The sequence below is a fragment of the Ruegeria sp. HKCCD7181 genome, assembly GCF_057221055.1.
The window spans coordinates 147389-163957 of sequence record NZ_JBWVBC010000003.1 but is presented as its reverse complement, the minus strand read 5'-3'; the positions used below and the strand labels follow the sequence as shown (position 1 = coordinate 163957).

The 16569-nt window shown below is 54.7% G+C and carries 13 protein-coding genes; 5 read left to right on the top strand and 8 right to left on the bottom strand.

What is annotated here, in order from left to right:
• Positions 1-56 precede the first annotated feature (56 nt).
• The 4 genes from AC2TCY_RS07535 to AC2TCY_RS07520 all read right to left on the bottom strand — a co-directional run bounded on the left by AC2TCY_RS07535 (position 57) and on the right by AC2TCY_RS07520 (position 6213).
• Positions 57-1037 carry a sterol desaturase family protein gene (locus AC2TCY_RS07535; protein ID WP_480846561.1) on the bottom strand — a complete coding sequence of 327 codons (981 nt, stop codon included), beginning with the start codon at positions 1035-1037 and terminating at the stop codon, positions 57-59.
• 143 nt (positions 1038-1180) lie between these two features.
• Positions 1181-2485 (bottom strand): histidinol dehydrogenase, encoded by a 1305-nt coding sequence (gene hisD, locus AC2TCY_RS07530; protein WP_480846560.1) that lies wholly within the window; start codon positions 2483-2485, stop codon positions 1181-1183.
• A 168-nt stretch (positions 2486-2653) separates the two neighbouring features.
• Positions 2654-3640, bottom strand: coding sequence for a LysR family transcriptional regulator (locus AC2TCY_RS07525; protein WP_480846559.1), 987 nt, complete (start codon positions 3638-3640; stop codon positions 2654-2656).
• Positions 3641-3777: 137 nt separating this feature from the next.
• Positions 3778-6213 carry a GcvT family protein gene (locus AC2TCY_RS07520; RefSeq protein WP_480846558.1) on the bottom strand — a complete coding sequence of 812 codons (2436 nt, stop codon included), beginning with the start codon at positions 6211-6213 and terminating at the stop codon, positions 3778-3780.
• Positions 6214-6400: 187 nt separating this feature from the next.
• Here AC2TCY_RS07520 and AC2TCY_RS07515 point away from each other — a divergent pair, with 187 nt between their 5' ends.
• Together AC2TCY_RS07515 and speB are read left to right on the top strand one after the other, a co-directional pair.
• A complete protein-coding gene (locus tag AC2TCY_RS07515; protein WP_480846557.1) occupies positions 6401-7921 on the top strand; it encodes a trimethylamine methyltransferase family protein in 1521 nt (506 codons plus the stop codon).
• A gap of 109 nt (positions 7922-8030) precedes the next feature.
• Positions 8031-9011, top strand: a complete 981-nt coding sequence (gene speB / locus AC2TCY_RS07510; protein WP_480846556.1) for an agmatinase — start codon at positions 8031-8033, stop codon at positions 9009-9011.
• Here the strand turns inward: speB and AC2TCY_RS07505 are convergent.
• From AC2TCY_RS07505 to AC2TCY_RS07490, 4 genes are all read right to left on the bottom strand, one after another.
• On the bottom strand, positions 8998-9978 hold the full coding sequence (locus tag AC2TCY_RS07505; RefSeq protein ID WP_480846555.1) for an arginase family protein: 981 nt from the start codon (positions 9976-9978) through the stop codon (positions 8998-9000). The two genes, speB and AC2TCY_RS07505, sit on opposite strands and share 14 nt — an antisense overlap.
• Positions 9979-10033: 55 nt before the next feature.
• On the bottom strand, positions 10034-11623 hold the full coding sequence (locus AC2TCY_RS07500; RefSeq protein ID WP_480846553.1) for an ABC transporter permease: 1590 nt from the start codon (positions 11621-11623) through the stop codon (positions 10034-10036).
• Positions 11616-12653: a quaternary amine ABC transporter ATP-binding protein gene (locus AC2TCY_RS07495; RefSeq protein ID WP_480846551.1), complete on the bottom strand. Its 1038-nt coding sequence runs from the start codon at positions 12651-12653 to the stop codon at positions 11616-11618. The genes AC2TCY_RS07500 and AC2TCY_RS07495 overlap by 8 nt, the downstream gene beginning before the upstream one ends.
• A gap of 83 nt (positions 12654-12736) precedes the next feature.
• Positions 12737-13687, bottom strand: coding sequence for an ABC transporter substrate-binding protein (locus tag AC2TCY_RS07490; RefSeq protein WP_480846550.1), 951 nt, complete (start codon positions 13685-13687; stop codon positions 12737-12739).
• A gap of 588 nt (positions 13688-14275) precedes the next feature.
• Here AC2TCY_RS07490 and AC2TCY_RS07485 point away from each other — a divergent pair.
• Genes AC2TCY_RS07485 through AC2TCY_RS07475 form a run of 3 tightly spaced genes read left to right on the top strand, consistent with a single transcriptional unit; the run spans position 14276 to position 16458 of the window.
• On the top strand, positions 14276-15631 hold the full coding sequence (locus AC2TCY_RS07485; RefSeq protein WP_480846549.1) for a selenium-binding family protein: 1356 nt from the start codon (positions 14276-14278) through the stop codon (positions 15629-15631).
• Complete coding sequence (locus tag AC2TCY_RS07480) at positions 15628-15996, top strand: 2Fe-2S iron-sulfur cluster-binding protein (protein ID WP_480846548.1); 369 nt, start codon at positions 15628-15630, stop codon at positions 15994-15996. Before AC2TCY_RS07485 ends, AC2TCY_RS07480 begins: the two co-directional genes overlap by 4 nt.
• The gene (locus AC2TCY_RS07475; RefSeq protein WP_480846547.1) at positions 15997-16458 is read left to right on the top strand and encodes a CoA-binding protein; all 462 of its coding nucleotides are present in this window, start codon (positions 15997-15999) and stop codon (positions 16456-16458) included.
• The last annotated feature ends 111 nt before the right edge of the window (positions 16459-16569 follow it).

The following is a 16569-nucleotide window of genomic DNA, read 5'->3' as shown; positions in this document are numbered from 1 at the left end:
TTGTTTTGGGGACCAGTTCAGTGGGGGAAGGATTAAATGAAAGTCCGAAGACCCGGTTACTTGTTTAAGATCGACTTACGACGCTCTTGCATACGTTCGTTGGCCTCCGCAGTTCCGTCGTGGAACGACCCGAACCACTTGTCCCACGGCATTTCAAGAGAGCCGTAATTGCACTCAAAGTAACGATGATGCATCTGGTGATGAAACGTTCCAAGCGCCAGCCGGTTTTTATCTTTGACCACCAATTCTTCGAAGCCTGTATGTGTCGTGACTGCCGTCAAAGTATAGTATTGCAGGTGAAAAATGATGTGCAGCGGGTGCGCTCCGGCCAAAAAGTGTATCAGAACAGACCCCAGATAAATCGCGTGTTCCGCAGGATGCATTGATAGTCCAGACCACGGGCCGACGTTTATGTTACGGTGATGTACCGAATGAATATGCTTGTACAAGAACGGCAAGTGGATCAGCCGGTGGATCCAGTAGAAATAGAAGCTCTCCCAAAGTGGTATCAGAAGAAAGATCGCTACAAACCAGATCGGGTTCGCTGCCCAAGTGATGGATGGAACAATGCCGTTGGCCATCGACCAGAACATCAGCGCTTCGTAAGCTGTCCAGAAAAACACCCCTGAACCGAGCGTCCACAGCATATTATCGCGAACCTGGCCGCCAAGAGTGAATTGCTTACCCTTCACCATCAGTGGGCGAGGATCAAATTTTAGCCGATTTCCCTGAGCGGAGTATTTGTAGAACCATAAGTGAAGAACTCCGGCTAAAAAGAAGATCAGCAGAAAGTTCCGAACATAGATTTGAGCGATCCAGCCGATCTCGAACGTTTTGGTTTCTGCCAACGAAGGGCTAAACCAAAAATAGCAGGCGCAAGAGATACCGAGAATGATCAGTTTCTCAGAAATAAGCAGCCATGAGCCCCAAACCCAGCGCACGATCTCAACAGGCTTCAATGGCCAGCTAAACAGCGGAGAGACCCTTAGCGGCACCTCCGGCATATGGTTCCAACCTTTGAGTTCGGGTTCCGACATTGCTGCGATCCAGGCATGGTTGGCGCCTTTAATGTGGCACGACTCGGAGGATGAAGAAAACAGAATGTGGCTTTGAAGAGACCTGAAGAATTAGACGGCACGACCTTTTGTCCAGGCACCAAGCAGCAACCCAAACAATTGCTTCAACTTTGAGACACCACTTTCGGAAGGTCTTTTTCAGATCTATCCATGCGCATTTCCGCCGCTCGCGCGTGGCCTTCCATCCCCTCCGACCTGCTGATCCGAGCCGCTCTGGCCGCCAGTTCCTGCGAGGCAGTGCTATCGCACCTCTGCCAGGTTACTGTTTTTATGAACTTGTGAACTGACAGCCCGCCCGTGTACCTGGCCGCTCCACTGGTCGGCAAGACGTGATTTGGGCCGGATATCTTGTCGCCAAATGACACTGTCGTTTCTTTGCCCAGAAAGAGTGACCCGTAAACTCTCAGTCGTCTTAGCCACCAATCCAAGTCATCGGCCAGAACCTGAAGGTGTTCCGGCGCATATTGGTCGGCGACTTGCGCGGCTTCTTCACGTGTATGGCACAGGATGACTTCCCCTTTGTCACGCCATGCAATTCGTGCCGCAGTGGCATTGGGCTCGGGCAAGCTGTCAATCAGTTCAGGAATGCGCGCAATAACTCCCATCGCAACATCACGATCGGTGCTTACCAACCAGACGGGGCTGTCAGCCCCATGTTCCGCTTGACTGACCAGATCCCAAGCAACCGTTTCTACGGAAGATGTCTGGTCGGCTATGACCAGTGAATCGGTAGGACCGGCGAACATATCAATTCCGACCTTGCCGAAAAGCATTCTCTTGGCTTCGGCCACGAACGAATTCCCCGGCCCTACAAGGATATCGGCTGGCTTTGTACCGAAAAGACCACCCGCCATTGCAGCGATCCCCTGTACACCGCCCAGGTTCAGGATCACATCTGCTCCGGCTAAGTCCATCGCATAAATGATGGCGTCAGGAATCCCCTGTCCGTCACGCGGTGGAGATACGGAGGTGATGTGGGGAACCCCAGCAACTTTAGCCGTTGTAATTGTCATTAAAGCGCTCGCGACATGGCTGTACCTGCCACCCGGAACGTAACATCCCGCGCTGCGCACGGGGATTTGCTTTTGGCCTGCGAACATTCCAGGGATAATTTCGATCTCGCAGTCCGAAACCGTTGCCATTTGAGCCTCGGCAAAGTGACGAATATTTGCATGGGCGAAACGGATATCCCGTTTGAGGTCCTCAGGAACCCGATCGCAGGCGGTTTGGCGTGCCTCATCAGGCAAAACAATCTCGCCAGACCATCCATCCAGCTTTTCCGAGTAAGCACGCACCGCGTCTTCGCCGTCACGCTCAATATTTGCGAGCATAATAGCAACGGTGTCCCGAATGTCGGCGCTCTCGGAAACTGGGGGCGGTTTCGCCTGTTTTAGGTAAGTGATCGCCATACCAGTTACTCATCACCTCTCAGGTTGATCCAATCATCGCCAAATATGCATGGCTGACAATCAGCGCGGCAAATCCGAACCGGTCAAGAAACACGGCAAAGAATTCGAAAAAGACGGAATGGCTATTCTATAGTTTGGAAATGCGTGAATTTGATTTTAAGGATCGTATCACTCGAAATCATTCTGCAGTGTCCGGAAATCGTTTTCGAGCCAACGGTATTTCTTGCATATCGGGTCGCAGAAGTTCTGCTTTATCAAATTTCTTAGCACTTTGTGAATGAGCAGGGATGTGGAGATCGGATACACGTCGGTGGTGAATAGCGAAACAGTTCGAACAAAGTTTCGCCCGGGAAAGGGCCGCGCATTGACGCTGCCGTGAAATCGTTCTGCACGCCGGAAGCTCGCAGCTGTTGTAATCGCCCAACCACTGCCTTCTGCCACCAACCCTACAATTGACTGATTGCATTCCAGTTCAAACCTGTTTGGCAAACTAAATTTGCTACGGGTCAGCTGGATCTCGATCTGCTTGCCGATAGTGTAGTCCCTTGAATATCTCAGAAATGGCAACTCGGCGCCGGGGGACAGAACATCCTCAACCGTCCCTTCGAAGCTTTTTGGAAGGATCACAATGAAAGGGTCACGCAACAAGGGATACTCGACCAAGCCATCGGTTCTGCCGACTGGCTGGGTCGCCACACCTGCGTCCAGTTTGTGTTCCTGCAACTTGGTAATGATTTCATGGCTGGGGCGAGTGAAGTGGCGAAAATTGCATCTCGGCAACGCGTGGGCAAGAAATCTAAACAGCTCAGGCGCTACTTGATTGTCGAAATCGTCGATCAAAGCCAGCCGCAGAACAGTCGCATGCTGCCAGTTGCCAGAGCGAATTTCCGCCTCGCCGCGCTTTAGCACAGTGAGGCCTTCTCGCACGTACCTGGAAAACACTTCACCGGCCGGTGTCAAACCCATTGGGCGACGACCATGGTCAACCAATTCGACGCCCAGCGCAGTTTCCAGACTACGCAAGTGGTTTGAAACGGTGCTGATGGACAAGCCCGTTTCAGCGGCCACCCTTTGAACGGACCCGGACTTGGCGATCAACTGGAATACTTCCAGCCAACGTAAGCTCAGAGATTTTTGCAATGGCGTGGTCCCCACTGTTTCCACTCTTTCGAAAAAAGCGAAACAGAGAAACCGCTCTACGGCAATGCAAAACTTGGTTTTCCAGTGCCGAACTCAGGTTTTTGACCACAAAATTCTGCACACTGATGTCGGAATCATAAGCAGTCGACGAGCTAACTTCGCACCCTTTTCATCTTCGGATCATAGGGCGAAGAGGAAATAACCGTTGCTGCAATCATTTCGCCGCACAAGTCGATCTCCAGTCTTTTGCCTTCCATACCGTAGGTTTTTTCGACAAATGCGTTGGCCAGGTTAATCCCGGTTCGATGCCCCCAATCACCGGATGTCACCGTTCCAACGACATCGTTGCCGTCTGTCACTGATGCACCTGGATGCGCAGGCGCCCGCTCAGTATCCACATGTAGCGTGATCAACTGCCTTCGGGGCTCGCTCAGACGCCGTTTCTGCAGCGCTGTGCGTCCCACAAAATCGCCCTTTTCAAGGTGCACGAACCGATCCAAACCCGTTTCAAAGGGGTCGTATTCGGTTATCAAATCCGCCTTCCAATGCAGGAATCCCTTCTCCATTCTCATGGACTCTACCGCTCTGGCGCCAAACAGACGAAGGCCGAACGCCCTGCCCGCCTCCTCAAGCGCCAAGTAAGCCGCATAAAGTGACGCGTTTGGAACGTGAATTTCATAGGCCAGCTCGCCAGAAAAACTGACGCTCATCACGGTTGCCGGTGCAATTCCGACGAAATACTCCCGCGCACTGAGCCACGGAAACGCTTCTGCAGACCAATCTCCCCGCGCACAGGACGACAACACTCTGCGTGCATTTGGGCCAGCAAGGACGAGGATCGTCTGATCGTTGGTCAGGCTCCGAAGCTGAACATCTTCACCCGGCCTCAAATGCTGCGCCAACCAATCCATGTCGTGATATTCGCTGGCAGCTGCGGACCCGTACCAGACTCGCGATGGGCCCCGGTCGCTGGCAGGCAGGTTGGCGACAGTTGCCTCTGACTTGACCATGCCGCGATGGTTCAAAAGGTAGCCAAGCCCTACCCGACCGTCACGTTTGGTCACCGTTCCGCAGAACATGCGATCCAAGAACGAGTGGCGATCCTGACCTGTAATCTCGATCCGGTTAAACCCGTTAACCTCTGCCAAACCAACATTCGATTGAATATTTTGTACTTCGGACGCCACGACATCGAATGTTTCGTCAAAATCGAAGCCCAAGGTAGGCGAAAAGTCTGGGTGAGGTTTAATGTAATCGACGCGCTCCCACCCGTTGATCACTGTAAATTCAGCCCCTGCTGCGGCGAATATCGGCGTCAGTGGCGTCGTCTTGGCCGGGCGCCCAGCCGGGCGGTGTTCGTGAGGAAAGTGGAACCGAAACTCATTCTGGTAGTCCTCAATGGCCTTCAACGCTGTCAGCTCTACGTTGGCGTGTCCTGTGAAACGCCTGGGATCAAGGCACCACGTGTCGTAACAGGCCTCCCCATGCACGATCTGCTGAGCCAGCAGCCATCCGTGCCCTCCCCCTTCACCCAGACCGGCGCGCAATCCGATAATGCAGAATGCGTTTCGCTTGCCGGGGATAGGGCCCACCAAAGGCGCCCCATCGATTGTGTAGGTAATTGGCCCATTAACAACGGTGTGAATGCCAACTTCCATCAGCGCAGGCATCCGTTCAAAAGCACCCTCCAGCACGTCTGTCACCCGATCCAGGTCGTCAGGGCACAAGGCGTTGACGAAGTTCGGATCGATCCCGTCCATACCCCAGGTCTTGCAGTCCTGTTCATAGAAACCGACCAGCAACCCGTTCTTTTCCTGCCGACAATAGTAGTCGCTGATCGGACACCTGAGCAGAGGCATACGATGATCGGCATCTCGAATGGCGGGAATTTCTTCGGTTAGAAAGTACTGATGTTCCATCGACGAGACCGGATGGTGGACCCCCATCATCGCGCCTATTTCATTGACGCGGTAACCGCCGGCATTGACGACAACGTCGCAGTCGATATCCCCATGCCCGGTCTGAACCGTCCAGGTGTCGTCGTCATGCTGGATCAAGCCGGTAACCGGAGTGTTGCGATAGACCTCTGCGCCAGCTTTGCGCGCACGCCGCGCCAACGCCTGACACAATTGGGCCGGGTCTATGTCACCATCCATCGGGTCCCACAGCCCTCCAATCAGGTTATTGGTGGAAATCAGCGGGTGACGCCGAGCGCATTCCTCGGCGTCGATTACCTCGAAATGCACACCCATTCCGCGCGCCATCGACGCAAAGTGGCGGTAACCCTGCATCTGCGCCTCGGTGTTAGCCAACCGAATACCGCCATCGCCGTGGTGATAATTGATCGGGTAATCAGGATCCTCGGCCAGTTCCTTGTAAAGACGGATCGAATGGGATTTCAGCCCGACCATCGTCTGGTTCATTCCGAAATTGGTGACTTGGGCCGCCGAGTGCCACGTCGTCCCAGATGTCAGTTCGTTCCGCTCGACCAGAACAACGTCAGTCCAGCCTTCCTGTGTCAGATGATACAGTGTTGAACACCCGGCGATCCCCCCACCAATGACAACGGCTTTTGTGCGTGACTTCATCGAGCGCGCTCCCTTCTGCGTCGCCCAAACCTTGGAAACAAATCCGGCCTCTCAGCAACGGCACATTCGCTGGTTTTGGAAAATCGAAACTGTGGTTTTAGTTTTCAAGAATGGTACTGCAACTTTTGCAGGCCGAACTTTGTTGTCTTTAGTGTGCGAGAAACATCGACGCAGGAGCGCAGCAGGGATGTCGTCTGAAGGAGGCAAGAGAAGCGGTCGCCGGGCTCGTATCGCGCAACGTGCTGCGAAACCGGAAGTGGATCCTTGCGCGCCAGGTCAGATTGGCGGTCAGTTCAAACCACTGACTGAAGATGAAATTGCGCAGATCTACGACACAGCCCTGAAATTGCTGGAAACCCTGGGCATGGGCAATGTGCCGGATCGGTTGCGCAAAGACCTATTGGCAGCAGGAGCGATTGAAGCAGAACGGGACAGGGTGCTTTTTCCACGTGCAATGATCAAAAACTCCGTAAAGACAGCAGCCAAAACTTTCGTGCTGCATGGCCGGGACGAGAGGCGGTCCATCGAGGTCGGTGGCGACCGTGTGTTTTTTGGAACCGGAGGTGCCGCAGTTCAGACTCTTGATATGGACACAGGAGTATATCGACCTGCGACCCTGGCTGATCTGCATGATTTCACCCGCCTGCAAGACACTCTGGCCAACGTCAGCTGGTTCACAAGGTGCTGTATCGCCACGGATGTGCCGGATGTTTTCGATTTGGACGTGAACACGGTTTACGCGCTGATCAAGAACACGACCAAACCCGTTGCAACGTCTTTCACTTTGGCCGAACACGTCGCCCCCATCGTGGATCTTTTAGACATTGCCGCTGGCGGGCCAGGAGAGTTTTCCAAACGCCCGTTTTTGAAAGCGCATATCAGCCCGGTTATTTCGCCGCTGCGATACGGTGAAGACGCGGTTGAAGTTGTCTATGAGTGCATTCGACACAATATTCCGATGTCCTGCATCACAGCTGCACAAGCCGGGGCAACGGCGCCCGCAACTCTGGCCGGCTTTCTGGCTCAATCGTTGGCTGAAACATTGGCAAGCCTTGTCATGGTCAACACGATCGAACCCGGTTTTCCGATGGTGTTCTCAAACTGGCCGCTCATCGTCGATCTGAGAACCGGGTCCTTTGCAGGTGGTAGTGGCGAAACCGCAATTCTCAACGCAGCTTCAGCGCAAATCATTAACTGGTTGGGTTTGCCTTCTGGTGTTGCAGCCTCAATGACGGATGCCAAGGCGATCGATGCGCAATACGGTGTGGAAAAGGGCACGACGTCACTGGCCGCTGCGTTAGCGGGTGGCAATCTGATTTATGAAAGTTCGGGGATGACGGCCTCTTTGTTGGGGGTCAGCTTCGAGGCATTTGTCTTGGACAATGAGATGCATTCCCACACGTATCGGGCGCTGCGCGGAATTGAGGTGACCGAAGAAAACCTCGGATTTGATGCTATTTGCCAATCGGTATTAGGTGACGGGCATTTTCTTGGCAGCTCCCATACCTACAGCGCGATGGAACGGGATTATTTCTACCCTTCTCTGGCGGATCGAAATGAACCCCGGACGTGGGAAATAAGCGGTGCCAAGGATGCTTGGACAAATGCACGCGACCAGGCAAAAGGGATTCTGAATACTCATCACCCAGCGTACCTCACACCTGAACAGGATGCTGAAATCCGCAGGCGGTTTCGAATTGTCACCTGACGTTTCGCTAAAGGTTACGCGTATAGGCACACCTTCCCAACATTCGTTTTGTGAACAAGAGCTGTGGGGATAGTGTCAGTTCAACGAACACCAGGTGTCAGAGGTCATTATGGCGAAATCCTTCTTTCAACCGGTCTCTGCGATGGAGCTTGCGCGCTTTGCAGGTGTGCCAACTTTTATGCGCTTGCCAAGCTTGAACCCCGACCATGATCGATATGGTGAGGTAGAACTGGCTATCGTCGGCATTCCTTGGGATGGGGGCACGACCAACCGCCCCGGCGCAAGGCACGGGCCCCGTCAATTGCGTGATTACTCGACCATGATCCGGGCTATGAACCCTATCACAGGCGTCAGCCCCTTCTCTTTGGTCAATTGCGCTGATCTGGGGGACGTCGCGCCCAACCCTGTGGACATTCAGGACACGTTGGACCGCGTTACAACGTTTTACTCGGAACTGGTTGACCAGGGCATCGCTCCGTTGACTGCGGGCGGCGACCACCTGACAACGCTGCCGGTTTTACGGGCTCTCGCCTCATCAGGGCCGCTAGGATTGGTTCAATTCGACAGCCATACAGACCTTTTCGACAGCTATTTCGGAGGTCACAAATTCACCCATGGCACACCGTTCCGTCGCGCGATCGAGGAAGGTCTGGTTGACCCGAAACGTTTTGTACAGGTCGGCATTCGCGGCACAGCCTACAACACCGAAGATGTCGAGTGGGGCGAGGCACAGGGCATTCGCATCATTCGTATAGAAGAGCTGTTCGACCGTGGCATCGACGACGTGATGACCGAGGTCAGGCGGATCGTCGGGTCGGCCCCCTGTTATTGCACATACGATATCGACTTTGTCGATCCGACTTATGCCCCCGGAACCGGAACGCCAGAAATCGGTGGTCCCAACAGCTTTCAAGCGCAACAGGTCATTCGAAAAATGTCAGGGCTGAACCTCGTCGGGGCCGATCTCGTCGAGGTGTCGCCACCTTTCGATCCCGACGGCGGCACAGCGTGGCTTGGAATCTCATTGATGTTTGAATTGCTCTGCGTGCTGGCACAGGCAGTGGATGCGAGACGGGCTACCGTGCGCTGACGTTTTCAGCGATCATCGAAATCATCTCGAACATAACCGCTGCAGCGGTCAGGGCCGTAATATTGTTCGGACTATCCTTTGTTGGCATCATGCACACAACGTCGCCGCCAACAATGTTCAAACCTCGCGCCGCGTGCAGGATACCGACAGCTTCATTGATATCGAAGCCCTTCTCTCCGGGTTCCAGATTGGAAACAGCTGGCGCTACGGTTGGATCGAGGCAATCCAGATCGAAGGTGATGTAAACCGGGCGATCGCCCAGAACTTCTCGGGTTTGCGCAACAACGTCGGCCAAGCCCCGTTGGCGGAATTCTCGCATCGTGACGATATTATACCCATAGTCGTAAGACGGCTGCAGCCAGTCCAGACTGCGCGGGTGCCCCCGCAACCCGATCTGCATGGACCGCGTGGGATCCACCTGCCCCTGATCGGCCAGATATGCACCCCAATGCGCCGCTGATTTGCGGGCGCCCAGAAAGTGATCAACCTTGGTGAACACATCCGTATGCGCATCAAGATGCAGAAAGCTGACGGGCTCGCCACCAGCAAGATTGCCGCCGCCCAACGCCTGTACAATCCCGCCGGTGACCGAATGATCTCCACCGACTGATACGGGACGCGCGCCCGCTGTGTCTATGTCCTTGTAAAAGGCCGTGATGCGTTCAATGCAATCTTCGTTATCGTTGGCCCGCGGAAACGGGACATCCCCGACATCGGCAATATTTGCGCTGTTCCAGGGGTCGATCTGAAACAGCGAATGCACACGGCGTTGCACCGCCGAGACATGCCGCAAAGCCCGAGGTCCCAGATGCTGATCGCGTTCAGTGGTGCCGTTGCCTGTCGAATGCGGCACGCCGACCAGAGCGATATCCTTGCCCTCGGGTCCGGTATGAGGGCACCGGAACAATGTCGGGACACCCCACCAGTAAAGGTTATCCATCATGGACTGTTCGTAACGATCGGTCATGTCTCGCCCCTTCAACAAAAAAACGCCCCCGGTTAAGCCGGGGGCGCCAAAGCCATCATATTTTCTCGTCTTCACGCCGGAAGGCGCCTTGGACAATGCGGTCCATGACCATCGCAAGGAATAGAATTGCGAACCCGCCCAGAAGTCCTGGCCCCTTGGCGGCATATTGCAACGCCTCGAGGATTTCTTTCCCAAGCCCGCCACCGCCGATCAGCGAGATAATTACGACCATGGACAGGCACATCAGAATGGTCTGGTTCACGCCGGTCATGATAGATGGCAGAGCCAACGGGATTTCGACATCCTTAAGCAACTGCCATTTGGACGCGCCAAAGGCCACGGCTGCCTCTTTGATGCTTTCGGGCACGCCTTGCATACCCAAGGCGGTCAGGCGAATAACCGGAGGCATCCCGAAAATGATGGTGGCCAGAATACCCGGCGGGTTCCCGGTACCAAAAAAGGCGATGATCGGGATCAGATACACGAACGCGGGCAGCGTTTGCATCAGATCCAAAACCGGTTCCGCTGCGCGATATGCGCGTTTGGATTTGCCGAACCAAATACCCAGCGGAATACCGAATACCACGCACAAGAGAACCGCCGCGCCGACCAGGGCGACTGTTTCCATCGCCACGTCCCAATACCCCAGCAATGCGATGTAGGCTAAAGAGGATGCAGTAAAGATCGCCACCCGTGGCCCCGCCGAGCGCCATGCAGTAACGCAAATCACCAGCATAACAACCGGCCAGGGCGATCCGATCAGAGCAATGGTCAGCGCATCCAGAACCGATCGCACTCCGGCCACGATCCCATCGAAAATATCTCCGCCCGCTGCTGCAGCCGCATCGATTTTCGCCTCCATCCAACTCGCCAAGGCCGAAAACAGGGTTCCGTTTCCTTCGCCCAAAATTATCCCGGAGACTTCTTTCTCTGGAAACTCATCCAGCAAAGGAAGCGAGGCATTGACAGTGAACTTGTACACAATCAATGGCCCAATCGCGGCGACCAGAATTGCACCCAAAACAATATTCCGCGTAGACCTTCCGCTTTCGGTGCTGCCAGGGTCGATCCGCCAGTTCGAATACTGCTTTTCATAGATGCGATCCGCATAGAAGCCCTGAACCAGCTTGAACACCAACAGCATCAGCAAGCCGGTAATCAGAATGCCCGCGGCTTCGGACTGAGCGGCCGCCGCTCTCTCCAAACTTGTGTCGGCCGCTTTCTGTATGTTTTCGGCCAGCTTGGTAAAGCGATCTATGTCAGCCTGTTCGGTGGAGTCCGCCGCGCGCGCCAATAGCTCGGCGGCCCGTTCTTGCTGACCTGCGGCCCGTTCTGCGAAATCGGCACCCGGGTTGCCCCAGGCACCACGCCCGATCTGAACCCATGCAATGATTTCGAGGATCAGGAACGTCCAGAACATTCCCCAGATTGCGCGAGAGGCCGACCAGAACGGTCCCAACAAGGCCGCCCACATATTGAACGTGTTGGGAACGGCGCCGGTCGCATCGTGAATCTTGTGAAATGTCTTGACGTAATAGTCTCCGTTTGGACCCACGAATTCGTTAATCGAGCGATCCAGCGCCTCGCGGTCTACTTCGATGTCCGAGGCGGCTGTGACCTTCAGTTCCGTTGTTGCATCAGTCATTTTTGCCCCCCTGGATACCCCGCAGCAGACGCGGCTTTGTGACGACCCCAACGTCGCTGCCTGAATCCGTGATGATAACCGGCAGTTCCGTATTCACGGCCAGATCAATCAGCTGATCCAGATCCGCCCCCTCGTCCGCGCGCGGTGCGCCCTCAAGCGGCCCGGAATAGCTGTCGAGAGGCTCCATGATCGAATGCGCCTTAACCAGTTTGAGTTTTGATATGCCCTGAACAAACTCGCGCACATAGTCGTCGGCGGGGTTCATCACGATGTCTTCAGGAGTGCCGATCTGCACGATCACACCGTCTTTCATAATGGCAATGCGGTGCCCGATGCGGATAGCTTCGTCCAGGTCGTGAGTGATAAACAACGTGGTCTTTTTCAACTGAGCCACCAGCGCTTTGAACTGATCCTGCAACTGTAGCCGGATCAGCGGATCGAGCGCTGAAAACGGCTCATCCATCAACAGAATTTCCGGGTCCGACGCCAACGCACGGGCAATCCCTACCCGCTGTTGCATACCACCGGACAATTCTTTGGGCAGGCGATCCTCGTAACCAGTCAGATCAACAAGCCCCAGAGCATGATCAGACACCGCCCAGCGTTTGGACTTTGACACTTTCCTAATTTCCAGCGGATAAGCCACGTTATCGCGAACCGAGCGGTGCGGCATCAGCGCCATATGCTGGAACACCATTCCAATCTGTTGCGCCCGGATACGGCGCAGTTCGCCCTCGGAAATCTTGGAGACGTCATGCCCCAGAATTTCGATCCGGCCAGCTGTCGGCTCGATCAGGCGATTAATGTGACGCACCAGCGTCGACTTGCCCGAACCAGACAGGCCCATGATACAGAAAATCTCGCCTCTTGGCACTTCGAACGTCGCGCCCTGCACGCCGACGACACAATTAAATCTTTCAAGAACTTCAGGCTTGCCTATGCCTTCGGCCCGAACTGCTGCCATGGCTTCCTCGGCCCGCGCGCCGAAAATTTTCCAGACATTATCAAGTTTTACGACAGGTTCGTCCATTTGCCCCCCATATGGCGGAGTTTCGCCCGGCAGATCAGAAAAGGGCCGCCGCGATCTGTCGCGACGGCCCTCCGATGAGTGATTTAGTTGGTCAACCAGCCGATCACAGTGTCTTCGTTTTCATCCACCCATTGGCGGGCGAAATCCGCGGCTTCCACGTTGTCCACGGCCAGCGCCTTACCCATGGTGCTCAGATCATCGCCTTGCATCTGGTAGTTGCGGAACAAAGCAGCGACCTCAGGATAGGCTTCTTCCAGCTCCTTGGCATAGTGAAGGTGGAGTGTTGCGCCGTTCCAAGCCGACGATGCTTCGGATTTTGCCAGCCAGTCTGGGTCGTCTGTGGGCTGAACGATAGTCCAGGAAGCCGGATCATGAGCAGGCTCTTCCAGCACAGTCAGATCCTGAGTCACAAAGATATAATGCGGGCTGTAGCAGAAGCCGATCCACGGCTCGCCTGCCTTTGTGGCATTGGCCAGGTTGGCATAAGCGATAGTTTCCTCGTACTCGGTCAGCTCGAATATCTGGTCATAGCCGTATGACTTGGCTCGGATCTTTTCGACGACGGTCGAGGCCCAACCTGGTGCGCCGATCCAGACCTCGGGTGTACCGTTTCCATCGGTGTCGAAGATCGCCATCTTGTCTGGGTCACTTAGATCATCAATGGACTTGATATCGTATTCCTCTGCGATTGCAGTCGGGACGCACATGCCCTGCTCGGCCTGAACCGGGTTTTCGTTCATGACAACAGTGCCGTTATCTTTGACATAGGTGTCGTGCAGGTTTTGCTGGTTTGGCATCCAGACTTCGGGGTGGACATGCATCGAACCGCTGTCCATGGCCTCAAATACGATGGGGTTCGTGCCATTTTGCAGCTCGACATCAAGACCGAGGTTTTCTTCGATAATGAGTTCCAGGATGTGCGCGGTGGCGTTCACTGAAGCCCAGTTCGGCACGCCGATAACGATGTCGGCAGCCACTGCCGGCATGGCGACTACTACCGAAGCGCCACCCAATAGCATCGAAATTTTGTTCATGTGAATTCTCCATGTTGGACGTATTTCGCGCAATTTTGTTGATTGGTGTTAGCCACTGCGCATAATTTTTTGAAAACCTTGAGGTTCTCAATTATTTGACTCGCGGAAAGTTTCGCCGCTCAAGCACTAAAATTGAAACATGTGTTTGCCTTGTGCATCAAGCGTGACATGCATGAATTATTTTGAATGCGGAATTCCCGGAACTTTCATTCGGCATTGCCGAAACAAGTAGTCTGATTAAGTCGTAATGCTAGAGATTTATTTGCGTGTGAGTGACGTCAACACCCGCGTGGATCCGACTGCTCCGATTGGGAGAGCGGCGCCCGGTCAGGTTTCTCCTGAAGTAGCGGCAGCCGCGCAACCTCCGTGTCCTGTTCATCGAAGCATTCAGTTATCCCTGTCCCCGGATAACACCCTACTCCACCTCAAGTTCTTCAGGGCGCGCAAGTGTCAGCCCCCGACACCCTACCTTTCTGACCGACGACTTCCTGTATCGCTATCCAGCGCTCTAGGTACTTTTTTCTCACTTTGTGATAAATCTATTTTCGATTTTCGTTAAGTTTAGTGGTTTCAACCGGGGGTAAGCAAATGGATGGAGCATGCTGCGGGCCTGGCTATGCAAGCCCACAGGAGGCAATCAGGGCGCCTCGGGAAAAACTGCTATATACAATTGCGATCTACACGGGGACCGGCATTCAAAAGCCGGATTACCTCGCGACGGTGGACGCCGATCCGCACAGCCCGACCTTTTCACAGGTGATCCACCGCCTGGAGATGCCAGGGATCGGCGACGAACTTCACCACATGGGGTGGAATGCCTGTTCTTCCTGCCACGATGACAGCTCTATGTCGCGCAGATACCTGCTGGTTCCGGGCGTGCGCTCCAATAATATCCACGTGGTTGATACCGCGACGGACCCACGCACTCCTCGGCTCTACAAAGTGATCGACGGCGCCGAGATCAAATCAAAGACTGATCTTTCCGGCCCGCACACTGTGCACTGTCTGGGGTCCGAGATCATTATTTCATTTTTGGGCGACGCCAAGGGCGAGGCGCCAGGTGGGTATCTGCACCTCAACAAAGAATTCGAGATCGTTGGTCGGTGGGAAGCATCAATGGGCGACATCCCTTTCGGCTATGACTTTTGGTACCAGCCGCGGCACAACGTGATGGTCAGTTCGGAATGGGCCGCACCGAACACGTTCATGCCGGGCTTCGATCTGGAAGAGGTCGGTCATTTAAAGTACGGGCGGCGGCTGCACATCTGGGACTTCGAAAAGCGTGTCCCGGTTGAAAGCATGTATTTGGGCGAGGACGGATTGATCCCACTGGAAGTCAAGTTCCTGCACGATCCTGACAGTACACACGGGTTCTGCGGAGCGGCGCTCAGCTCCAACGTGATCCACTTCTGGAAATCCGACGCTGGCAAGTGGGAGTGGGAAAAGATCATTGATGTGGACAATGAACCTCACCCCGAGTGGCCCATTCCTGTGCCGGGTGTCATGTCTGCGATCCTGGTGTCGATGGATGACAAGTTCTTGTATTTAAACAACTGGCTGCATGGGGACATGCGCCAATACGACATCACCGATCCGCACAATCCGAAACTTACTGGTCAGGTCTGGATGGGAGGACTGCTGGGCAAAGCACCCGAGGTCAATGGCGTAAAGATGGCTGGCGGGCCGCAGATGTTTCAGCTTTCACTGGACGGCAGACGGCTCTATGTGACCACATCGCTTTTTTCGACGTGGGACAACCAATTCTACCCCGAGATCCGCCAGCAAGGCGGAGTTATGGTGAGAATTGATTGCGACGTTGAAAATGGCGGCATGAAGATCAATGAAGAGTTCATCGTCGACTTCGGCAAAGAGCCCAACGGTCCCAGCCGATGCCACGAGACCCGTTACCCAGGTGGCGATTGTACAAGTGACATCTGGCTGTGACGGATTCCTTCACCATCACAATTGCCAACCGGGGCGGTGCTGTTTACGAGGTCGCCCCCCAGCGCCCCTTACTGGATACATTGCGCGAACAAGGCGTGGACTTACCTTATGGCTGCAAATACGGCGGCTGCATCACCTGCGCAGCCAAGTTGACGAATGGCGAGGTTGATCAACGCCGACAGGTTGCACTGAACAACCGTCAGATCGCGCAGGGTTATGTTCTGCTATGCATTGCGCGGCCCGTGACGGATTGCACGCTGGAAATCGGTGTTGATAGTCACGACAAACTGTACCGCAATCCATTTCTCGATCCACTGGAGCCGCATGAACTGAAAGCGGATATTGCGACACCAAAGGAGACATAGATGCCCGACGACATCGATCATCGCTATGCGTACTCACAGGAATTCCTGTCTGATATCCTGCGCTCGGTGAAAACCATTGCCATGGTGGGCGCCAGCGCGGACAAGACCAAGTTCAGCTACGGCGTACTGCGAGTTCTGCACGAAACGGGCTACGACATGATCCCGGTAAATCCCAATCCGAAGTTGACAGAAATCCGGGGCATCCCGGTGCTGCATTCCCTGCGAGACATTGACCGCCCTGTCGACATGGTCGAGGTCTTCCGACCGAAAGAAGAACTTTACGCTATTGCCGAACAGGCCATTGAAATCGGCGCCAAGGTTCTTTGGGCGCAGATCGGTGTATACGACGACCGCGCAGCCAAGCTGGCTGAGGATGCCGGCCTGAAAGTCGTCATGGATCGATGCCCCAAGATCGAACTATTTCGCCCATTCTGGAAACCACGCCTTGATCTCGCGATTTGACAGCGCATGTCTGCAACTGTTCTCCTATCAGATCTCCTGTGGGCGCGCCTTGACGGGATAGAATGGAGGGCCATCAAGGCTCAAAGGAAGCATCAGACAAGGCCGCCACAG